At 44.6% G+C, this 23,599-nt stretch carries 18 protein-coding genes; 17 read left to right on the plus strand and 1 reads right to left on the minus strand.

Translation table 11 applies throughout. From position 1 onward, the window contains the following. Window positions 1-142 precede the first annotated feature (142 nt). The 10 genes from RIL182_RS05915 to RIL182_RS05955 all read left to right on the plus strand — a co-directional run bounded on the left by RIL182_RS05915 (window position 143) and on the right by RIL182_RS05955 (window position 10,539). Window positions 143-1,537, plus strand: coding sequence for an HlyD family secretion protein (locus RIL182_RS05915; protein ID WP_015521497.1), 1,395 nt, complete (start codon window positions 143-145; stop codon window positions 1,535-1,537). Further along, window positions 1,534-2,982, plus strand: coding sequence for an efflux RND transporter periplasmic adaptor subunit (locus RIL182_RS05920; RefSeq protein WP_006858291.1), 1,449 nt, complete (start codon window positions 1,534-1,536; stop codon window positions 2,980-2,982). Before RIL182_RS05915 ends, RIL182_RS05920 begins: the two co-directional genes overlap by 4 nt. Then, window positions 2,979-4,436: an ABC transporter permease gene (locus tag RIL182_RS05925; protein WP_006858290.1), complete on the plus strand. Its 1,458-nt coding sequence runs from the start codon at window positions 2,979-2,981 to the stop codon at window positions 4,434-4,436. Before RIL182_RS05920 ends, RIL182_RS05925 begins: the two co-directional genes overlap by 4 nt. A gap of 25 nt (window positions 4,437-4,461) precedes the next feature. Beyond that, window positions 4,462-4,971: a hypothetical protein gene (locus tag RIL182_RS05930; protein WP_006858289.1), complete on the plus strand. Its 510-nt coding sequence runs from the start codon at window positions 4,462-4,464 to the stop codon at window positions 4,969-4,971. Between the two features lie 141 nt (window positions 4,972-5,112). After that, a complete protein-coding gene (locus RIL182_RS05935; protein WP_044999404.1) occupies window positions 5,113-5,868 on the plus strand; it encodes an ABC transporter ATP-binding protein in 756 nt (251 codons plus the stop codon). A 78-nt stretch (window positions 5,869-5,946) separates the two neighbouring features. Then, window positions 5,947-6,642 carry a DNA alkylation repair protein gene (locus RIL182_RS05940; RefSeq protein ID WP_006858288.1) on the plus strand — a complete coding sequence of 232 codons (696 nt, stop codon included), beginning with the start codon at window positions 5,947-5,949 and terminating at the stop codon, window positions 6,640-6,642. Window positions 6,643-6,696: 54 nt separating this feature from the next. After that, window positions 6,697-7,467, plus strand: a complete 771-nt coding sequence (locus tag RIL182_RS05945) for an inositol monophosphatase family protein (RefSeq protein ID WP_006858287.1) — start codon at window positions 6,697-6,699, stop codon at window positions 7,465-7,467. Between the two features lie 273 nt (window positions 7,468-7,740). Then, window positions 7,741-7,881 (plus strand): hypothetical protein, encoded by a 141-nt coding sequence (locus RIL182_RS21165; protein ID WP_006858286.1) that lies wholly within the window; start codon window positions 7,741-7,743, stop codon window positions 7,879-7,881. A gap of 227 nt (window positions 7,882-8,108) precedes the next feature. After that, complete coding sequence (locus RIL182_RS05950) at window positions 8,109-9,230, plus strand: Rpn family recombination-promoting nuclease/putative transposase (protein ID WP_006858285.1); 1,122 nt, start codon at window positions 8,109-8,111, stop codon at window positions 9,228-9,230. A 190-nt stretch (window positions 9,231-9,420) separates the two neighbouring features. Beyond that, on the plus strand, window positions 9,421-10,539 hold the full coding sequence (locus RIL182_RS05955; RefSeq protein WP_006858284.1) for an Rpn family recombination-promoting nuclease/putative transposase: 1,119 nt from the start codon (window positions 9,421-9,423) through the stop codon (window positions 10,537-10,539). Between the two features lie 81 nt (window positions 10,540-10,620). Here RIL182_RS05955 and RIL182_RS05960 read toward each other — a convergent pair whose 3' ends face one another. After that, window positions 10,621-12,687: a beta-galactosidase gene (locus RIL182_RS05960; RefSeq protein ID WP_044999403.1), complete on the minus strand. Its 2,067-nt coding sequence runs from the start codon at window positions 12,685-12,687 to the stop codon at window positions 10,621-10,623. Between the two features lie 292 nt (window positions 12,688-12,979). On the opposite strand from RIL182_RS05960, the gene RIL182_RS05965 reads away from it, so the two are divergent. The 7 genes from RIL182_RS05965 to RIL182_RS05995 all read left to right on the plus strand — a co-directional run bounded on the left by RIL182_RS05965 (window position 12,980) and on the right by RIL182_RS05995 (window position 23,593). Beyond that, window positions 12,980-15,112: a glycoside hydrolase family 3 C-terminal domain-containing protein gene (locus RIL182_RS05965; protein WP_006858283.1), complete on the plus strand. Its 2,133-nt coding sequence runs from the start codon at window positions 12,980-12,982 to the stop codon at window positions 15,110-15,112. Next, entirely contained in the window at window positions 15,109-16,908 is a 1,800-nt protein-coding gene (locus tag RIL182_RS05970; protein WP_006858282.1) for a sensor histidine kinase, read from the plus strand. The genes RIL182_RS05965 and RIL182_RS05970 overlap by 4 nt, the downstream gene beginning before the upstream one ends. Window positions 16,909-16,958: 50 nt before the next feature. After that, window positions 16,959-18,557 carry a response regulator transcription factor gene (locus tag RIL182_RS05975; protein ID WP_006858281.1) on the plus strand — a complete coding sequence of 533 codons (1,599 nt, stop codon included), beginning with the start codon at window positions 16,959-16,961 and terminating at the stop codon, window positions 18,555-18,557. Between the two features lie 181 nt (window positions 18,558-18,738). Continuing rightward, entirely contained in the window at window positions 18,739-20,460 is a 1,722-nt protein-coding gene (locus RIL182_RS05980) for a type 2 periplasmic-binding domain-containing protein (RefSeq protein WP_134523148.1), read from the plus strand. A 70-nt stretch (window positions 20,461-20,530) separates the two neighbouring features. Then, complete coding sequence (locus tag RIL182_RS05985) at window positions 20,531-21,496, plus strand: ABC transporter permease (RefSeq protein ID WP_006858279.1); 966 nt, start codon at window positions 20,531-20,533, stop codon at window positions 21,494-21,496. 11 nt (window positions 21,497-21,507) lie between these two features. Then, on the plus strand, window positions 21,508-22,422 hold the full coding sequence (locus tag RIL182_RS05990) for a carbohydrate ABC transporter permease (RefSeq protein WP_006858278.1): 915 nt from the start codon (window positions 21,508-21,510) through the stop codon (window positions 22,420-22,422). Between the two features lie 19 nt (window positions 22,423-22,441). After that, window positions 22,442-23,593 (plus strand): glycosyl hydrolase family 8, encoded by a 1,152-nt coding sequence (locus RIL182_RS05995; RefSeq protein WP_006858277.1) that lies wholly within the window; start codon window positions 22,442-22,444, stop codon window positions 23,591-23,593. Window positions 23,594-23,599: the final 6 nt, after the last annotated feature.

Raw genomic sequence — 23,599 nt, forward strand, 5'->3', positions numbered from 1 at the left:
GCCACTCCGGTTTTTTATATGACACACTTATTTAACGCTTTCTTCACATAACCATCACATTGCAATCAGCTGTTCTTTAGGTTGCAGTGTTATTTTTGTATTGTCAAAACGGAGCGCATGAGTATGGAAAGTGAGGAAGGCAATGAGAAAACCAGGAAAAAGAATGGCAAGTGTGATCGCCAGCATCGCAGCAGTCTGTGTGATGACCGGCGGAATCGGATATCAGGCTGCAGTATCCGGAGCACAGACGGACAGTACGGAAAATAGTGTAAAAGCTCAGAATACAGACCAGCAGGAGAGTACAGACGGCTCTTTTTCGGAAGAAGGTACCACGCAGATCGGCACGGTCAGCCAGATGCCGGAATTTACGGTAAATGCAGTCACAATGACCGTGGAAGAAGTCTATGCTTCATCCGGGGATACCGTGAGCAAAGGGGATGCCCTGTTTAAACTGACGGATGAGAGCATGGAAGCGGCAAAATCAGATTACGAAGATGCCATCAGTGATGCCGAGAATACATTAAAAACAGCCGAGGCGAATCTTGCAAGCGGAAAACTTTCTGCGGAGAGCACAAAGCAGGACGCCGATCTGACAGCTCAGACCGCAGCGGACAGTTATCAGGCACAGGTAGATGCGCTAGATGCCGCAGTGGAAGAAAAAAAAGAAGCCTATGATGAGGCGGTAGAGCAGATTTCGGAATATCAGACGAAGATCGATAACAATGATTACTATGTGGAGTGTGCGATTGATGAAAAAAAGGATGCAGTTGATGCAGCGACAACAGCATTAGCGCAGGCACAGGATACGCTGACACAGGCACAGCAGTCTGCAGATGCTGCACAGAGTACACTCGAACAGGCACAGAAGGAATTTGACTCCGCGGTCGAAACTTACAATAAAAATGTGGAAGAAACCAACACTAAAATTACGGAACTGACGGATAGTCTGGATGATTTAAAATCTGACTATGAACAGGCAGAGCGTGATGCGACAATGCAGAAAGCAGAACTGCAAAATGAATATGACACTGCAGTGGTGGAAGGAAAATATGCGGGAAGTACCTATGAATCGACCGTCTCGGAACTGGAGAGTGCAGTGGAGTCCGCGCAGGATACACTTGATACATTAAAAGAGGAACAGACAGCACTTCTTGCATTAGAAAATGGTGTTGTTACGGCGGATGAAGATGGAACGATCGCGGCAGTGCCTTATGAGGCAGAAGATACGCTGCAGTCAGGTACTGCGTTTGCGCTGTATTGTGATACACAGACGATCATGATTTCCGTGGAAGTGCCACAGGAGAATATCGCACAGGTTGGTGTCGGCGATGAGGTATCTGTCATGATAGCAGGCAACCGGGATGGAGCAGTGACAGGAACTGTCTCATCAATCGCATCTTCGGCAACGACCGGAGGCAGTGTTTCGAATGTTACTTATGCAGTGATCATTTCAATTGATAATTCGGATGGAAGACTTGGTTCTGGTTCTTCCGCAACCGTTACATTTCAGGGAGAGCAGGAGGAAAAAACAGAATGAAAAAGAAAAAAGTGACAGTAGTTCTTTCATTGGGCGCAGCAGCACTTCTTTTGATCGGAGGGATCAGCGTATATGCACATCAGACTTCGGACAGCGGCGAATCAGAAACGGTTTATAAAGAAACGACAGCAGAATATGGAACGCTTACCGTCGGGATTACAGAGAGTGGAAGTGTGACAATCGGAAGCATTTCACAGGATATGGATGAAGATATCAGTACGTCTTCAAATTCTGGCAGCAGCCAGACAAGTGGAACCCAGACAACAGGAACATCCACCAATAATTCATCGGTGGTACTGGAGGTAGAGGAAGTGTATGTTTCAGTCGGACAGCAGGTAAAAGCGGGCGATGCACTGTTAAAGCTGACAGATGAGAGCATTGAAAAATACAGGAAAAAATTAAAGGAAGCTGTGACGGAGGCTTCGGCAGATTATAACTCTGCAGCACTCAGTTCGGCAAAAGAAAAGGTAAGTGCGAACTATTCTTATAACTTAAGTGTGGCGGAGGGAAGTGTTGCACAGGAAGAATATGAGGCAACCATCAGTGAACTGCAGGATGCGGTGGATGAGGCCCAGGAGGCAGTGGATGAGTCACAGGCACTTCTTACCTATTATCAGGAAATGATCGACAGTGGAATGGATTTAAGTGAGTCACTTGCAGATGAGCAGGGAAATTATGACAAACTGTACAATAAATTAAAAGCGGCAAAGAGTGCATACACTACAAAATCTGTGGAGGCAGAGAAAAAATACAAAGAGGCAATGTTATCCTACGAAAATGCAGACAGTCAGTATTCCGCAGATGTGGCAGGCGTGGATGTATCAGTGGATACGGCGCAGGACACGTTGACAGATGCCAAAGAGGCTTTATCTGAATTTGAGATATTTGTCGGAGATGGCACAATCTATTCGGATTATGACGGCACGATCATGTCGGTCGGATATGAGGCAGGAGATGATCTGTCCACAAGTACGAGCATTGTGACATTTGCGGATACAGATGCAGTGACGATGACGGTATCCGTTTCCGAGGAGGATATCTCTGAGATCGCAATCGGGGACGAGGTCATGATCGAACTGAATGCCTACGAGGATCAGACGTTTTCCGGTGAGGTCGAAAGCATTGATACTTCCGTATCGAGCGGTTCTTCTACGATTTCTTATAATGTGACGGTAAAAATAAATGGTGACGTGGACGGTATTTACACGGATATGACCGGAAATGTGACATTCATTGAAAAACAGGTGGCAGACGTTGTCTATGTTTCTAATAAAGCGATTATCAACGAGGGAACGGTTTCTTATGTGAAAGTCAAAGACAGTGATGGAACCATTGAGAAAAAAGAGGTGACCACCGGATTTTCCGATGGCGTCAATGTGGAGATCACGGAGGGACTTTCCGAGGGAGAGACGGTTCTGATAGAAAGTCAGGTGACGGGCGAATGAAACCATCGGAATTATTAAGACTTGTCTGGATCAATATTACCCAGAATAAATTTAAAACAATCATGACGTCGATCGGTATCATTGTCGGCGCGGCAACGATCGTGATGGTGATTGCCATCGGAAAAGGCGGTCAGGAGGATGTGGCAGACCAGTTTAAAAACTTAAATGCAGGTGCAATCGATATTTCCTATGACGGCGGTGATAAAAACCGTGGTGGAAATCAAAGTTCCGATGACTCATCAGACTCAGGAATGATGATGATGCCTTCCGGCAGCGGTGCACCATCCGGCAGCAGTTCATCGGGAGGGTCAGGGGCTTCCGGTGGACCTTCGGGAGGATTTACGGGCGGTGGCGACTCTTCCGGCGGTGGACCGTCGGGTGGCCCCGAAGGTGGAAATGGTGGTGACGGAGGCGGCATGCCGGGTGACATGGGTGGCTTCTTTGGCGGCGGCAGTGATATGGAAGACCGCATGAACCAGGAAAATATCACGTTAGATGAAGATGACGTGGACGATATTGAAACTTTTGTCTCCGGGATCTCGGCGGCAACGATCTCCTATATGACAAGGTCTACCGTGGATGGCGGTGATCTCGATGAGGCACAGACCTACTCGATCGCCGGAGTCAAGGACAGCTATGCAGCTATCAGTAATCTCAGTCTTGCAGTCGGAGATTTTATCACAGAATCCGATGATGAGAATAAAGAAAAAGTCTGCGTGCTAGGCGCTTCTATTGCGGAAGAGATCTTTGGAAGTGCAATCGATGCATATGGCAGTGTGATCTATATCGATGACCGATCTTATGTGGTAAACGGGGTGCTTTCTTCTATGGGTACGGTGGCTTCCGGTATCAGCCCGGATGATTCCGTTTTCATTCCGTATGCGACCGGGGTGAAATATTTAGTGGGAACGAATGTAAGTCCGACTATCACCGTGATCGCGGAGGATGTAAGCAATGTGTCCGGTGTCACGGAGGAGATCACGGAAGTGCTTGCAACTTCCTATCCGAATGCAGAATTTACCTTTGAGGATGCGGGAAGCAAGATGGAAGCTGCATCGGCGTCCAATGAGATATTGACGATGCTTCTGATGGCTATGGCAGCCATTGTATTTGTGGTCGGTGGTATCGGCATCATGAACGTATTGTTTGTATCTGTCAAAGAGCGCACCAATGAGATCGGTATTTTAAAGGCAATCGGCTGCTCCCAGAGGAATATTTTGTTTGAATTTTTAGCGGAGGCGGCTGCAATCAGTCTGATCGGCGGCGTGCTTGGCATTGTGTCAAGCCTGCTCGTCACTCCTGTGGCACAGTATCTTGGTGTGCGTGTTGAACTGACACCGGCAGCATTCCTGATTGCACTGCTGTTTGCACTCATCACGGGAACACTGTTTGGATTCTATCCGGCGTATAAGGCGTCGAAACTGGTGCCGGTGGAGGCGCTGGGGGCAGAGTAAAAGAGGGAAAGGTTTAAGGCGGTTGATGAAGAAGAAAGTAACGATTGTGGTTGTAATTGTATTAGTGATTGTACTTATTGCGGCATGTGTGATGTGGCGGATAGGTGGAGTTGAGACGGAAAGTGCGCTGGGGGATCATCAGAAGTATGTCTATGCGTATGTTTCGTCGATTGAGGGGAATGAAGTTACTTATATGGAAGTGGATGAGTCGGTGGCGAAGGCGGCGGAAGAACGGGCGAAGGAGAAGGCAAAGGCGGAAGATGGTGCCGGTTCGGACAGTACAGAGCAGTCCGGTCAGATGCAGATGCCGCCCGACATGGACAGCACCGAGATGCCGCAGGGCGCACCGGGCGGCATGTCCGATATGACAGGCGAGACAGTCACAACTATGATACCTGTTGGCGTAACCGTACATACAACATCAGACACTACGACCACTTTTTCACGCCTTGCCTCAGGTGATCTGCTAAAAATATTGGTAGAAACAGACAGTGACGGCAACGAAGTGATCGAAGAAATCTGGATGTTACAGTAACATAACGGCAGCATGGCTGATTGTAAAACTCATCAAAAACTGAAAATAATTGTGAAACCAGTGCCAGTTTCACAATATCACAAAAGTAAAGCTGAGTTTTACAATCAGTCACGCGAGCCATACACACAGAAAGGAGCACACATGGACGCAGCACAAATCCTAAAACTATTTGCAAATGAACATATACCGGCAGACACCGAAAAAACTGCCACAGCAGAACACACATCCGAGATCATCACCATGCAAAATGTCAACAAATCCTACAAGATGGGATCTGGTTCCCTGCATGTATTAAAAGACATTTCCCTGACCGTCGAACAGGGAGAATACCTTGCCATCTTAGGGCCATCCGGTTCCGGCAAAAGTACCCTGATGAATATCATCGGCTGCATGGATGTCTTAGACGAGGGAACCTATAACCTTGACGGTGTGGAGATCGAAAAGGCAAAGGAAAAAGAACTGACTAATATCCGCAACCAGAAGATCGGATTCATTTTCCAGAAATATCATCTGATTCCGACCTACAATGTACTTCAGAATATTGTCATGCCACTTCTGATGCGTGGAATGACCTTAAAGGATGCAAGGGATGCCAGCATGGATACCATTGCAATGTTAGGGCTTGCAGAGCGTATCGACCATAAACCGAATGAGCTTTCCGGTGGGCAGCAGCAGCGTGTTGCAATCGCGCGTGCCTTGGTCGGACAGCCGGCGATCCTCTTGGCAGATGAGCCGACCGGAGCCTTAGACCGCAACAGCGGAAAAGAAGTGCTGAAACTATTTCAGCGCCTGAGTGATATGGGAAATACGATCGTCATGATCACGCATGATTTAAGCGTTGCCGAACATGCGAAGAGAGTGGTTCGTATCGTGGATGGGGAACTCTGTGAAAATTAGAGGTGGTTTTCATCTGTCCTGTGTGGTATGTTAATATAAAAGGCATTTGGTTTACAATAAAAACAAGGAGAGCCGCACATGACAAACGAAGAGATCTGCGCATGGCTAAAGGCAGAAGCAGAACCAAAATTTCAGAAGTTTACATCCGGTCTGATCCCCGGAACAGATCCGATCATAGGTGTGCGTATCCCAAAGCTGCGCACTCTTGCAAAAAAGATTGCAAAAGAGGACTGGCGCGGGTATTTAGAACACGCTGCCTGCGATACTTATGAGGAGATCATGCTGCAGGGACTCGTACTCGGATATGCAAAAGGAGAGATCGATGAGCTTTTGGAATATGTGCGGGCATTTATCCCGAAGATCCATGACTGGTCGGTCAATGACTGCTTTTGTGCAACTTTTAAAATTGCGCAGAAACACCGCGAAAAAGTCTGGAATTTTCTGATGCCGTATGCGAAATCGGATCAGGAATTTGAGCAGCGCGTCGTTTCAGTCATGCTGATGGATCATTTTCTAACAGAAGAATATATTGCGCGCGTGCTGTCTGTGTGGGACAGACTCGACCATCCGGGATATTACAGGAAAATGGGAGTTGCGTGGGGCGTTGCAACTGCATATGCAAAGTACCCAAAGGAAACACATGCATTTTTACTGGAGAATCATTTGGATGACGAAACATACAATAAGGCGCTCCAGAAAATGATCGAATCTTACCGGATATCGGCGGAGGATAAAGAGATATTGCGCGGAATGAAAAGGAAACTGCAAAAATAAGTGATATTGTGCGAAATGAAAAGGAAATTGTAAAAATAAAAGGGGAGCAGTAGCATGAGTGTTGATACACAAAAAATCATAGAGATCGTAAAACAGGTCAAACCGTTATTTTTAGACCGTGAGGGCTCATCACAGATCAAGGTAAAGGGTGTTGCGGATTTTGTGACACAGATCGATTTTAAAGTGCAGGCGCAGGTAAAAACCGCACTCTATGAACTGTACCCGGAAATTCAGTTTATGGGGGAGGAAAAGGACAACAGCGATATTGACTTTGACGGTGATGTCTGGATCTTAGATCCGGTGGATGGGACGACCAACCTGATCCATGATTTCCGAAACAGTACACTTTCACTGGCACTTGCAAGAAAGGGTGTACTAACGCTTGGAATCATATATCATCCGTATTCTGATGAAATATTTGTGGCAGAACGGGGAAAGGGAGCATTGTTAAATGGCAGTCCAATCTCCGTCAGCAAAAGGCAGAATTTTTCCGAGTGTCTGATCTCCATAGGAACAAGTCCATATTACCGCGAACTTGCAAAAGAAAATTTTAGAATTTTTGAAAAGGTATTTACGGATTGTGCGGATATCCGAAGACTTGGTTCCGCAGCATTAGAACTTGCCTATGTGGCGGCAGGAAGAATCGATGCATACTTCGAACGCAGTTTAAAACCCTGGGATTATGCAGCCGGAATGCTCCTTGTGGAAGAAGCGGGTGGAAAAGTCACGGATTATAAAGGAAAACCGGTGGATATCACCGGAAATTCCGATATTGTGGCGGGAAACCGGGCAATCGGGGAGATCCTGGTAGAGAAATATTTGTAAAAAAGGGAGTCAACATGACTGACTCCTCTTTTAGGGTATCTTCTGTAAATATATGAGTTTCATATCCTCTCGATTTTTAAAATTTTTGTTCTTTCGCCGGATATTATATTTCCGGTGTTTCTACCATAGTTTTTCTCGACATCATCCTCTTTTCGTTACTTGTTTTCTTAGTTTTTATATTTTCTGCTTAACAAGCATAATTATAAGGCGCGTTTTATATATAAATAATATAAATTCTTCTTGACAAGCATATTTTATGGATGGAGAACATGCATGAAAGCATTTTGGTATAACGATGATCGTAAAAATGTATGTGGCATCAAGATACGAGAACTTCGCAAGGAAAAACATCTTTCCACAAAAAAATTAGAGATTATTTTTTATGTGTTATCCGACTACGTTTTTGTGCAATAATTACAAATATCATTAAAATAACGTCTTTTTGATGACATAGTATAAGCAATATGCTAAAATCCATTCAAAGCATGACATTCTGAATTATCTACACGGGCATATACGCCATTCTATTCACAGATCAAAATCATAAGAATTTTCAATGCTTTTATTATCCATACATTTAAGCAGGGAGAATTCTAAAAACGCAGAGATTTCTCCCAGATAACACAGAGGAGGAGAAATGAATGGGGACAGCGGACATCGTAACAAAAGAGTATATGAGGGAAAATACCGTATTTGCGGATGCATTTAATTACCTGATTTACAATGGAAAAAAGGTGATTGACCCGGCAAATCTGAAAGAGATCGATCCGACAGAGATTGCACTGCCGTTTGATGATGAAGAAAAAGCCGGTAAAGAAAAAGATGGTGAAGATAAGAATAGAAAAGCGCAGGGAACAGAGTGGAGTTCTGTGAAAAATGAATCAGTGAGAAAGAAAACTGCCGGCAGAGCAGGCAAAAAAACAGATACAGTGCAGAGATACCGTGATCTTTTAAAATTTGCGGTAATCAAACAGGATGAAAGAACGTCCTATATTCTTTTGGGCATCGAAAACCAGACGGATGTCCATTATGCGATGCCTGTCAGAAATGCCATCTATGATGCCCTGCAATATGGCAGACAGGTGGCGGACATAGCTGCCGGACACCGCCGGAACAAAAATGATTTTTCGGGAAAAAATAATGGTGAGTATCTGTCCGGATTTTTAAAGGAAGATCATATCAGACCGGTGATCACACTTGTGATTCATTTTGGAGCAGAGGAATGGGATGGTCCGTTATCATTGCACGAAATGATGTCGACAAGAGATATGGAACTCTTAAGTTTTGTGGAGAATTACCGGATTCATCTGATCGATCCGGCGAAGTTGACGGAAGAACAACTAAATAAATTTTCCACAAGTATGAGGGAGGTTATAGGGTATATCAAGTACTCGAAAAATAAAGATAAATTGTTAGAATTTTTGAGGACAGATACCCATAGAAGCATAGAAATGAATGCGGTAAGAGTGATAAAGACGATCACGAATACACCGATTGAAGTATCAGAAGAAGAGGAGGAGATAGAGATGTGTAAGGCAATCGAAGATCTGATCGCGGAGAGCGAAGCACGTGGCAGAGCAGAGGGAGAAGTTCGTGGCAGAGCAGAAGGAGAAACACGGGGAGAAGCGAAGGGCATGATAGAAATCTGCCTCGATATGAGTTTTTCCAAAGAGGATATTTTGAAAAAGTTACAGGAAAAATTAAATATATCCCTGCAGCAGGCGGGGGAGTATTTTGAGATGTATGGGAAACATATTGTTTAAAAACAATATAAATTAATATAATTCTTATAAAGCATGACATTCTGAATTATCTACACAGGCATATGCGCCATTCTATGAACAGATCGAAATCATAAGAATTTTCAATGCTTTTATTACTCACATATTTAAGCAGGGAGAATTCTTAGAAACCCAAAGATTTCTCCTAAACAACACAGAGGAGGAGAAACAAATGGGGACAGCGGACATGGTAACAAAAGAGTATATGCGGGAAAATGCCGTATTTGCAGATGCGTTTAATTATCTGATCTACAATGGGAAAAAGGTGATTGATCCGGCAAAGCTGAAAGAGATTGATCCGACAGAGATTGCATTGCCGTTTGGTGATGAAGAAAAAGCCGGTGAGGATAAGAAAGGGAAAGTGCAGGAAACAGAGTGGAGTTCTGTGAAAAATGGATCTGTGAGAAAGAAAACTGCCGGCAGAGCAGGAAAAAAAACAGATGCGGTGCAGAAATACCGCGATATTTTAAAATCAGCAGTCATCAAACAGGATGAAAAGATGTCGTATGTTTTATTAGGTATCGAGAACCAGACGGATGTTCATTATGCGATGCCCGTCAGAAATGCCATCTATGATGCCCTGCAATATGGCAGACAGGTGGCGGATATAGCTGCCGAACACCGTCGGAACAAAAAAGATTTTACAGGCAAAAGCAATGGTGAGTATTTGTCCGGATTTTTAAAGGAAGACTGCATCAAACCAGTCATCACACTTGTGATTCACTTTGGAGCAGAGGAATGGGACGGACCGTTATCTTTGCACGAAATGATGTCTGTAAGTGATATAGAAATTTTAAGTTTTGTGGAGAATTACCGGATTCATCTGATCGATCCGGCGAAGTTGACGGAAGAACAACTAAATAAATTTTCCACAAGTATGAGGGAGGTTATAGGGTATATCAAGTACTCGAAAAATAAAGATAAATTGTTAGAATTTTTGAGGACAGATGCCCATAGAAGTATTGAAATGAATGCTGCAAGAGTGATAAAGACGATTACAAATACACCGATCGAAGTATCAGAAGAAGAGGGGGAGATAGAGATGTGTAAGGCAATCGAAGATCTGATCGCGGAGAGTGAAGCGCGTGGCAGAGCAGAGGGAGAAGTTCGTGGAGAAGCGCGTGGCAGAGCAGAAGGAGAAACACGTGGAGAAGCGAAGGGCATGATAGAAATCTGCCTCGATATGAGTTTTTCCAAAGAGGATATTTTGAAAAAGTTACAGGAGAAACTAAATATATCCCTGCAGCAGGCGGGGGAGTATTTTGAGATGTATGGGAAAAGGACGGTGTAATTGTACATTGAAAATGAAAAACGCTGAATCCATGATAAATCAATGGAAACAGCGTTTTGGCAAAATCAATAAAACAAAGCGTTACATTTCAACCACAGCAACACCCCATCCGCCTAAGTCAATTTTATTTCCACAGACGATGGCTGTTTCTGAAATCAGCTCTACGCCGTTTTTTCCGTGGTGTGTGACAGAAACCGGATCTTTTGAATAGTTCAGATAGTAGCACAATTCTTTACCGGAATCATTGATGCCTCTTTTTATAATGAGTGGATAATGCGGTGCGTCTGAGGAAAGATCTCCACCGGAAAAGCCGGTTTCGTGCAGGAAAGATAAAAGCACGGATTCTAACAGTTCATCATTTTCAAACATTGTTCCAAAATAAAGTGTGGAACCATTTCCATATTGATTTTTTGCAGCAGCTGCATAGCGTTCATATGCCGGATGGCTGTATTTTAATACCGGTACAGCGGTATCACAGGTGATAAGTTCCATCCATTCACAGGCGGAGGAGGTCAGGGAAAAGGCAGAGTCGTCCGGATGTGAAAAATGCTTCTGTGCAGCCGCCATGACATCGCTTTGAACCGGCACGATATCCACATGATGCGGGTGTGTAAACTGATCGTAGTGAAGTCCCAGACATTCATGCAGGATATGTGGCTGCATGTCCGGATAAATCTTTAAATATTCATCGGAAAAACCGCTTCGGAATGTGGTGATCAGATGTCCGCCGTTTCTGACATAGGAATCTAATGCCAGAAGCAGAGATTCCGGTGCACTGTAGAGTGCCGGTACGATCAGACATTCATAGCTGGAAAAATCCCGTTCCTTAGAAGAAATCATATCGTATTCAATATTTAACCGGTAGAGGGCATCTGAAAACCAGCGCATCACAGTGTTGTAGCCGTTGGCTCCGGCATTTTCAAGCGGAAACTGTGTGAATCCGGTTAAAGAAGCATTATCAAGCATAATAGCGATCTTATTTTCCTTTTTCAGGTTTTTTAAATGAGAACCAATCTTTTTCCATTCGTTTCCGATCACGACAGCTTCACGGTAAGTCTCATTTTCAGAAAAATCGTGGGAGAGCACACCTTTCCAGTAACTTTCAATTGCATTGTGGATCGAATGCCAGTGCCAGTACATCACACTGTTTGAGCCGTTTGCGATATGGCTGTATGCCTGCAGGCGGAGCTGTCCCGGATAAGGAAGCCACGGAGTCAGTCCCTGAGCCTCGGTCTCTAAGATCAGATAATTGTCTTTTTTCAGACTTCGTGAGATATTTCCACATACGGTGATCTCAGCACCGGTCAGTTCTTCATTGGAAGGATGATAAATATCAGCACCTGCCACTGTCATGCAGCGGGCTGCATCGTACTGGTCGACCTGGGACTGGTAACCGACCGAGTGTGTGGTCCAGTCAAAATCAAAATTCTGCGTGATAAACTGGTCGTCACGTTTATATTCACGGACAATGTCAGCCTGCCAGCTCAAAAATTTTGTGACAAGCGAACGCTGGAATTTATAAAATTCTGCGGCAAGACTCTGATTGATCGTACCTCTGACATCCGGGAAATCCTCCCAGTCATTCACACGGTTGCTCCAGTAATCGAGACCGAATTCATGATTAAATTCGTCGATATCCGGAAATTTTTCTTTTAAATAATCCACAAACATTGCCTGGACACGGGGACCGGCAGTTCCATAACTTTTGGTTTCATTGTCAAGCTGATAGCCGATCACATGCGGCACATCTTTCACATGCTCCATCAGAACGCGGATCACACGCTCTGCGTGGGAGAGGTAATCCGGGTTTGTGATATCCATATTCTGGCGGTGGCCATATCGTTCGCGGCCGTTCTGGGTGATTGCCAGGATGTCCGGATATTTTTTTACCAGCCATGTCGGTACGGCATAGGTCGGTGTTCCGACGATCACGGAAATATGGTGGCATGCGGCAGCATTTAACATTCTGTCGATATGTGTAAAATCATACACGCCTTCCTGCGGCTCTAAAGTACTCCATGTTGATTCCGCGATACGGATGACATTCATTCCTGCTTTTTCCATCATTTCCATATCCTTTTCCACACGGTCGTATGGAAGGTATTCGGAATAGTATGCAGCTCCAAAATAAAGTTTTTCTGTTTTCATATAAAACCCCCACCGCCGGATGACAGGTTCGTATTGTCTGGCCTTAGAAGCAGATTTGAGCACTGTGGCGGTGATATCCTTTCTTAATTTAATATAAAATGATAAAATGAACAACCGCTTGCGCATTCTTATTATACCATCTGAAAATTTACATGTAAACGATAAGAAACAGTTTCCAAAAAAATATCTATGATTTACTCGGATATGATAAAAAATGGTGTAGACAGTGAACTTTTAATTTGCTAACATAAAATCAATACTGGAAGTGTATATTGCAGGGAGGGTCAAACATATGGAATTAAATCAGAATACAGAAAAACTGGACAATTATAGAAAACGTGCTGCAGAGCTGGTCGGGAAAATGACACTGGAAGAAAAAGTGGCACAGACTCTGTATCAGGCACCGGCGGTGGAACGGTTAAATATAAAGGCTTATAACTGGTGGAATGAGGCATTGCACGGTGTGGCGCGGGCCGGCACGGCGACGGTATTTCCACAGGCGATCGGTCTGGCGGCAACGTTTGATGAGGATCTGTTAGAGCAGGTCGGTGATGCAGTGTCGACGGAGGCACGGGCAAAGTTTAATATGCAGCAGGAGGGAAAGGATACGGATATCTATAAAGGCCTGACTTTCTGGGCACCGAATGTCAATATTTTCAGAGATCCAAGATGGGGCAGAGGACATGAGACGTTTGGGGAAGACCCATATCTGACCAGCCGTCTTGGAGTCCGCTATATTGAGGGTCTGCAGGGGCATGATGAAAATTATTTAAAGGCGGCTGCCTGTGCAAAACATTTTGCGGTACACAGCGGACCGGAAGCGGTGCGCCATGAATTTGATGCAGAGGTGACGGAGCAGGATTTAAGGGAAACATATCTTCCGGCATTTGAGGCGTGCGTAAAAGAAGGAAAAGTGGAGGCAGTGATGGGGGCATACAACCGGACGAACGGAGTGCCGTGTTGTGGAAACAAACGTCTGCTGATCGATATTCTGAGAAAAGAATGGGGATTTTCGGGGCATGTGACGTCAGACTGCTGGGCAATCCGTGATTTCCATGAGGGACATCATGTGACAGGCACTGCGATTGAATCGGTTGCGATGGCGATGAATAACGGCTGTGACTTAAACTGTGGTACTCTGTTTGGATTTTTAGTTCAGGCGGTGAGACAGGGACTGGTCAAAGAAGAACGCTTAGACGAGGCTGTCACAAATCTGTTTATGGCGAGGATGAAACTTGGTGTGTTCGATAAAAAAGAAGAAAACCCATACGATAAAATCCCTTATCTTGCCGCAGACAGCAGAGAGATGAAAAAATTAAATGAGGCGGTGGCAAGACGAACCGTTGTCCTGCTAAAAAATAAGGAGCATATATTACCGCTTGATAAAAATAAAATAAAAACGGTTGGCGTGATCGGACCAAATGCGGACAGCAGACGCGCGTTAGTCGGCAATTATGAGGGAACGGCATCACGTTACATTACTGTGTTAGAGGGGATTGAAGATTATGTCGGCGACGATGTGAGGGTGCTCTATTCGGAGGGCTGCCATCTTTATAAGGACCGCACCAGCAATCTGGCACAGGAAAATGACCGCATGTCAGAAGTACTTGGCGTATGCAAGGAGAGTGATGTGGTTGTCGCAGTGCTGGGACTTGACGCGGGCATTGAGGGAGAAGAGGGAGATGCCGGCAATGAGTACGGCAGTGGTGACAAACCGGATCTGAACCTGCCGGGACTGCAGGAGGAGATCTTAGAGGCTGCTGTATCCTGTGGCAAGCCTGTTATTTTAGTTCTGCTATCGGGAAGTGCACTTGCGGTGAACTGGGCGGATGAGCATGTAGATGCGATCGTACAGGGCTGGTATCCGGGGGCAAGAGGCGGAGCTGCCATTGCGGATATTTTATTTGGGGAAGCAAACCCGGAAGGAAAACTGCCGGTCACATTTTACCGTACCACGGAAGAACTGCCGGATTTCGAGGACTATTCCATGCAGGGAAGAACTTACCGGTATATGGAACAGGAAGCATTGTATCCGTTTGGCTATGGGCTTTCCTACACAGAGTATGCATATCAAAATGTGAGATTTTTAGAGCAGGAACCAGTGGTGTCAGAAGGAGTGACGATCGGTCTGTCTGTAAAAAATACCGGAAAAATGGATGGGACTGAGACAGTGCAGGTCTACGTGAAGGCAGAACATTCAAAGATGCCGCATGGCCAGTTAAAAAAGATCGTAAAACTTCCACTCTGTGCCGGGGAAGAAAAAGAAATCAATATCCGGCTGGAATCAGAGGCATTTATGCTGTATGATGAAAACGGTGAAAAGATCCTGCCGTCCGGACACTTCGAGATTTTTGTCGGAGGCATGCAGCCGGATTCACGCAGTGAGAAACTCACAGGAAAAACAGTGGAAAGTCTGATGTTATGAAAATAATTGTGCGTCTCTGTAAAAAAATCGAAGAAAAAATTGACACTTACAGCATACAAAAGAAACTGATTCTTTTGTATGTCTGTTGTGTGGTCCTGCCGGTCGCCCTGACAGACAGTGTTGTAGTCGGAATGATATTTTCGGAGGAACACAATGCAAGAAAACAGGTGACAGAAAATATAGCGAGTGCGGCAGAGTACAGCATTGACAAGGCAGTAGAAGAAGCACTCACAATCTCAAAAAATATTTATATGAATAAGTATATCAACAATTTTCTGAATGCCGATTATGATTCCCATCTGGCATTTTATGAAGCGTATCAGGAGCTGATGCAGGATTCCCTGTTTGACAGTTCACTTGGCAACAGCAGCGTTGAGATCACGATGTATGCCGACAATGATACGATCGTAAATGGTGGAAAGTTCAAAAAGTTAGGACGTGTAAAACAGACGGAATGGTATCAGAAATTGCAGGATTCCGGGAACAATTTTGTATTTTGTGCCTACATGGATGAAACGCACGATACATCTCCGACGGATTTAAGAAAGGTGTCGATTATCCGGAAATTAAACCGTTATATGTTAGATCCGCATGAAAAAGTTTTAAAGATTGATCTGGATTATAATGCGGTCAATACCGGACTTTTGAGGGCAAATTATGAATCAGAGGTGTATATCTGCAGCAGTGATAAGATTATCTTTTCAAATACCGGACGAAACAATATAAAAGAATCTTTTGAGAGGTTTGATAAGGGTACCATGCAAAAGTGTTATGTGCAGGAGAAAGAATTATATGGACAGCTGATGAAGATCTATGTGCGGTATCCGGAAATACAGATCTCAAAAATTTTGTGGAACAATGCCATACCGATGATCTTGCTGGTGTTGATCAATATTTTTCTTCCGTGGGTATTTATGCAGTTTCTAAACCGTTCGTTTACAGTACGTCTGCATCTGTTGGAAGATACCTTTTCGCAGGATCATACCGGAAAATTAAAAGTGGTGGAAACAATATCAGGAACCGATGAGATCAGCCAGCTGATGCAGCATTATAATTCCATGGCAAACCGGATGAATCATCTGATCGAGACGGTTTATGAGAGCAGGTTAAAACAGCAGGAGTCGGAGATTGCCAGACAGGATGCTGATATTGCCAGACAAAAGGCGGAACTTCTGGCACTTCACAGCCAGATCAACCCGCATTTTCTATTCAATGTATTGGAAAATATCCGCATGCGGAGCATCTTAAAACATGAGGATGAGACAGCGGAAATGATCGAACAGCTTTCGCTGATAGAACGGCAGTATGTGGAGTGGGGAACAGATATTGTGAGCCTTGGTGCGGAGATCGGTTTTGTGGAGTCGTATTTAAAACTTCAGAAATACCGTTTTGGTGACCGGCTAAGATACAGCATTGAAATGGAGGATGACTGCAGGGAGTACCAGATTCCTAAATTATCGTTAGTGACTTTTACGGAAAATTCATGTGTGCATGGTATTGAGGGAAAAGCGTCACAGTCATGGATCTTTGTCCGTGTATATAAAGATAAAAATAATCTGCATCTTGAAGTGGAGGATACCGGGGAGGGGATGCCGGAAGAATATCTGAATTATCTGCAGGAACGCATGGAAGAGGCAAATATCGAGATGCTTAAAGAAAAAGGACGGGTAGGTGTGATCAATGCCTGCGTGAGACTGAAAATGTATACAGGAGATCATGTAAAATTTCATATCGAAAGTGAAAGAGGTGTTGGAACAGAAGTATCTGTAGTGATACCTTTGAATGCAATTTCATAAAAAGGAGAAGATAGGGAAAATTTTATGGGAGAAAGAATGGAGGGGATAGAATGCTTAAAGTGCTGCTTGTGGACGATGAGCCATTTATCGTACAGGGACTTTCTGCGTTGATTGACTGGGAAAAAGAAGGATTTGAGATTGTGGGAACTGCGGGGAATGGCAGTGAGGCGGTAGAATTTTTAAAGAGTAATCCGGTCGACCTGATCTTAGCGGATATCAAAATGCCGGTTATGAATGGTCTGGAATTTTTAAAATATATCAGGGAAACGCATCTGTCAGAGGCATTTTTTGTAATACTGAGCGGTTATGGAGACTTTACCTATGCGAAAGAGGCAATCAAATGGCAGTGTACGGATTACATATTAAAGCCGATCCAGAAAAGCCAGCTCCTTGCACTGCTTTCAAAGGTAAAACAGATGCAGCAGGATAAAAAGGAAGAGAGCGAGCGAATCCGGAAAATCGGAAAAGCGTATTTTGTGCAGCAGATGCAGACACTTTTGCTCGGCAGACAGGAGGAAACGGCACTCTCTTATGTTAAAGGACAGGTGGATTTTGGAAGAGGGATCCGCTATATCGGGATCGAGTCGGAGGATGGCGAGACGGATACGGACATAGGACCGGAAAAGAAACGGCAGCTCCAGAGACAGATATATGAAGCCTGCATGCAGTATCTTGGAGGTGAATACAGCTGTCTTACATTCTTAGACGCGGAAGGCAAGGAAGAATGTTATGATGTGGGATTTATTTTCTGTAAAAAAATTTCGCAGGAAAAGGGACTGCGGGAGCAGGAATATATCAATCTGCTATTGGAAAAGATTCAGAAAAGCACAGTCCATCCGGTCGTGATGTATGTCGGCAGTGAGGTGGAAGATATCAGTGATATCTCAGAATCTTTCCGGTCGGCAGTGATCGCAAAGACTTTTTCCAATTTTAAGGTGATGCCGAATCTATTGTACTATTCGAAAGAGCAGAAAAATCCGTCCGGTATTGTGGTGAGCCACAAAAAAATCGAGGATCTGCTGCGGAGTGTGGAAGAGAATGACAAGAAAAGGATCGAGGATAATGTTGCAGCGATCTATGAGGAGATGAATGAGGCGGGAATGAACCCGGAATTGGTACAGATGAACATGAATTATCTCCTGTACCGTCTGGTTTCCCTTGCGATGGAGCAGGATGACAGCGTCAATCAGGATGAGGTGTTACAGTATATCTGCGAAAATGCGTTTCAGGTACATATGATCCGAGGAAGCCTTTCACATTTCCGCAGATTCGTCATGGAGTATGCGGATTATCTGGTACAGTTAAGGCAGAATGCGTCCCGCGGTGTGCTTCTTGATGTGGAGGGGGAGATCCGGAAAAATTATGCAGAGAATCTGACGCTCAAAGAACTCGGGAAGAAATATTTTGTCAACAGTGCTTATTTAGGGCAGATGTTCCGGAAAAAATATGGTGTATCGTTCAAGGAATATCTGAATAATTACAGGATCGAGCGGGCAGCGGAGATCCTTCTTAGGACGGATGATAAAATCTATCTTGTGGCGGAAGAAGTAGGATACCGTGATCTGGATTACTTTATTAACCGGTTTATCCAGAGCAAAGGATGTACGCCGACAACGTACCGCAAGAAGACACGCAGTGTAAATGAATAAACGAGGACAATAGTACCTGTGATAGAGAGTCATGACAGATTTTAGATGAAAAACTAAAATTTGTCATGACTTTTTTTGATTTTTGTCCGGTTGTAGAAAAATGACAAATTGGTAAAATAAAATTACAAAATCTGATACAGATCTTACAGAAATCAGATGTGATTAAGAAGGAGGAGAAAAAATGAAACGAAGAAAAGCAGTGTCAGTATTGCTTGTTATGGCAATGGCAGCGTCAATGCTTACCGGATGTGGCGGGGGAAATACCAATACCACAGGAACAAATGGCGCAGCATCCACAGAGGGAGGCTCATCAGGGGAAAACACAAATGATTCATCCGGCGTGAAAGAGTTTACCGCATTTTTTGCAGTACCTGGTTCAGAGATCAATGATGACAATGAGATCGAGCAGAAGATCGCAGAGATCACAGGTGCAAAATGCAAGGAGACATGGCTGACCGGACAGACAGCACAGGAGGCAGTCGGAACACTGATCGCAGGCGGTGAGTATCCGGATATGATCGATGGCGGCGACGGAATGAAACAGCTCTATGATGCGGGTGCGCTGGTAGCACTGGATGATTACATAGACAAATATCCAAACATCAAAGAATTTTTGACAGATCAGGAGTGGGATAAACTCCGTCAGGATGATGGACATATCTACTGGATCAATCAGTTTGGAAATATTTACGGGGAAGAAAAAGCAACCACCCACGGTGACGAGGCATTCTGGATCCAGACGAGAGTGTTAAAGTGGGCAGACTATCCTGAGATCCATACGATGGATCAGTATTTTGACCTGATCGAGAAATACAATGAAGCAAATCCGACCATGGATGACGGAACAGAAAATATCCCGTACACGATCCTCTGCGATGACTGGAGATACTTCTGTCTGGAAAATGCACCACAGTTTTTGGATGGCTATCCAAATGATGGAAGTTGTATCGTAGACCCGGATGAATTAAAGATCGTAGATTACAATACAACACCGACAGCAAAACGTTACTTCCAGAAATTAAATGAAGAGTACCAGAAAGGAATCGTAGATCCGGAGTCTTTTACACAGACCTATGATGAGTACATTGCAAAATTATCAACCGGTCGTGTACTTGGAATGATCGATCAGTGGTGGGATTTTGCATACAACGTAAATGATGCATTTAAGCAGCAGGGACTTGACAAGGAAGGCTGCAATTATGTACCGCTTCCGATCACGATCGACGAAGGTATGAAGAACCAGTGGCACAACTCCGGCGGAACATTAAATGTGTCAAGTGGTCTTGCAATCACCACAAGCTGCGAAGACGTGGAGGGCGCCCTTCAGTTCATCAATGATCTGTTAGACCAGGAAGTACATGATCTTCGTTTCTGGGGCGAAAAAGGTGTGGATTATGATGTGGATGAAAATGGTGAGTATTATTGTACCGAGGATATGAGAATGCAGTCCTCCGACACCGCTTACAAGGCATCCCACAGCTGTTCATATTCTTATTTCCCACAGTATTCCGGTACCAGCCGTGACGGCATTAATGCAATGAAACCGGAGGGTCAGGCAAAAGAGTTCTATGACGGATTGAGCGAGGACGTACAGAACTGCTTTAAAGCATATGGCGCAGAGACTTATGTGGATATGCTTGGAACCAGCGAGGCACCGGGACCGTGGTATCCGATGTATTCCTATTCAAACAACATGACGACTGCAACTGAGGGCGGCATGGCATGGACAAAGATGGGCGAAGTAAAACATGAATACCTTCCGAAGGTCGTTATGGCATCTGACTTTGACAGTGCATGGGAAGAGTACATGGGTGTCTACAATAACTGTAATCCGCAGGCATTTATTGATGAGATGCAGGCAGAATTAGACCGCAGAATTGAGGAAGCAAAAAAATATCAGTAAAAATTGTGAGAAAACGGGATGGGGACTGGACGAATGACAGTCCCCATTCTTAAAAAAGAGGAGTGAAACTATGGCTTCAATAACAGTAACGAAAAAAAAACAAAAACAAAAAATCAAAGAGCCGCAGATAAAAATCACATGGAAAGAAATAAAGCGGCAGAAGGTTCTTTTAATATGGTCAGCGATCATCGTAGTGTATGGAGTGATCTTCTGTTATCTGCCTCTTGGCGGCTGGCTGATGGCTTTTCAGAATTATAAACCGAAGGATGGCCTGCTTCATTCTTCTTTTGTGGGACTTGCAAAATTCCAGCAGTTATTTTCCGATGCAACCTTTTTGCGGGTAATCAGAAATACACTTGCCATGGGTGTGATCAATCTGGTCGTCACCTTTGTGATGGCGATCGTATTTGCAATTTTATTGAACGAGGTAAAATCACAGGGAGGAAAAAAGGTCGTACAGACCATTTCTTATCTGCCGCATTTCCTTTCCTGGATTATTGTTACCGGTATTTTACATGATGCATTATCGGGCACCGGTATTATCAACGAACTTTTAGTGAACTTTGGTATTTTAGACCAGCCTCTCAACTTCTTTGCATATCCGAAATACTTCTGGCCGATCGTGGCATTTGCAAATGTATGGAAAGAGACAGGATGGAATGCGATCATCTATTTATCTGCGATCACAGCAATCGATCCTTCACTCTATGAAGCTGCAAATATGGATGGTGCGGGCCGCTGGGCAAGAATCAAATATGTCACACTTCCCGGAATTAAGCCGACGATCATGATCTTACTTTTAATGAATGTCGGAAACGTACTGAATGCAGGTTTTGAGATCCAGTATCTGCTTGGAAACGGTCTGGTACAGAGCGTATCGCAGACCATCGATATTTATGTATTAAAATGGGGCATCAGCCAGAATGATTTCTCCATTGGTACGGCAGCCGGTATTTTCAAGAGTCTGGTTAGTATCATTCTGATCGTGATCGCCAATCAGATCGCAAAACGTAACGGCGAAGAAAGGCTGTTTTAGGGGGTATTGGTATGGAAGCAGTAACAACAAAGAGAAGAAAATCAAGAAAGAAAACATCCGTTGCGGACAAAGTTTTCGTAACGTTAAATACATTATTTATGATCATGTTTGTGATCATTACGTTATATCCGGTGTTAAATACGCTGGCAATCTCACTGAATGACGGAACAGATGCGCTGCGCGGCGGGATCTACCTGCTGCCGAGAAAATTTACATGGAAAAATTATATTACCGTGCTGCAGAAAGACAACCTGATTATGGGTGCCTACATCACGGTTGCAAGAACCGTCATCGGAACAGCACTTGCACTGTTTGCCAACGCGATTCTGGCATTTATTGTCAGCAGAAAACGTTTCATGTTTAAAAAACAGTTATCCCTGTTCTGGGTGATCACCATGTATGTCAATGGTGGAATGATCCCGACCTTCCTGTTATTTAAGACACTTCACCTGACAAACAGTTTCTGGGTGTATGTCATTCCGGGAATGTTCAGCGCATTTAACATGTTAGTCATCCGTACTTATATGAATGGTATCTCAGACAGTCTGGAAGAATCCGCGCAGTTAGACGGGGCAGGTTACACCACGATCTTCTTAAAGATCATTTCCCCGCTCTGCAAACCGGTATATGCGACGGTTGCACTGTTTGTCGCAGTCGGACAGTGGAATTCATGGTTTGATGCAATGCTCTATAACCGTATGAGTGCGAACCTGACAACTTTACAGTATGAGCTGATGAAATTATTATCTTCCGTCACAAACCAGGGAAATTCCGTGGAGGCAATGAAAAATGCGGCAGGATCTGTGACACCGACTTCCGTGCGTGCCGCTGCAACGATACTGACTATGCTGCCGATCATCTGTCTGTATCCGTTCTTACAGCGGTATTTTGTGACAGGACTTACCATTGGCGGTGTCAAGGAATAAGAGGAAAGGATAAAGTTGCATGAAAAGAGGAGCGTTTGAGACTGGAACTTACCGCAATGTATTTGCGGAGGCAGGCTATGATAAGGAAACCATAGAAAAGCGGAAAAATGAGATCTTCCATACACTTTTTTACGGGGCAGAATCAGAGCGGATCTATCATCCCGTCGAGGACGATATGGCATATATCGAGGACACGGGTAACCATGATGCGCGGACAGAAGGGATGTCCTACGGCATGATGATGTGTGTCCAGATGGACCGGAAAGAAGAATTTGACCGCCTGTGGAAATGGGCAAAAACTTATATGTACTTAGAGGAAGGCGAAAATGCAGGATATTTTGCATGGTCGGTGCAGCTGGATGGAACAAAAAATTCTTTTGGCGCAGCACCGGATGGTGAGGAATTTTTTGCGATGGCACTGTTTTTCGCAGCGCACCGCTGGGGAGACGGCGAAGGAATATTCAATTACAGCAGGGAAGCGAAAGAGTTGCTGCACACCTGCATCCACAAGGGAGAAAACGGAGAGGGTGGCAGAGCCATGTGGGATGCCTCAAATCATCTGATCCGTTTTATCACGGATGTGGATTTTTCGGATCCGTCCTATCATCTGCCTCATTTTTATGAGTTGTTCGCACTGTGGGCAAAAGAAGAGGACCGGGCATTTTTTAAGGAGGCGGCGGAGGCGAGCCGTAATTACTTAAAGCGTGCATGTCATCCGGTCACTGGTCTTAGTGCGGAATATGCAGAATTTGACGGAACACCGTATCAGCCTGTTTTAGACCAGTGGGGAGGCAGACATGACTGGTATTACAGTGATGCCTACCGGACGATCGCAAACATTGCCCTTGACTATGAGTGGTTTGCAAAGGATGAGTGGGAGAGTGAGAATGTTGACCGGTTTTTGAATTTTTTCTGTGATACCGTGCAGGAGAAAGACAGGGACGGTATTTTCCTGACCGACGGAACCATTCTGGAAGGAAAGGCACTGCATCCGGTTGCGATGACTGCGGTCAATGCGCAGGCGGCACTTGCCTCAGACCAGAAAAATGCATTTCTCTGTGTCCACCGTTTCTGGGAGACACCGCTTCGCACTGGGGACAGAAGATATTATGACAACTGTCTGTATTTCTTCGCATATCTGGCACTGAGCGGCAATTATAGAATTTATTAGGAGTGC

Source organism: Roseburia intestinalis L1-82 (genome assembly GCF_900537995.1).
Classification (GTDB): domain Bacteria; phylum Bacillota; class Clostridia; order Lachnospirales; family Lachnospiraceae; genus Roseburia; species Roseburia intestinalis.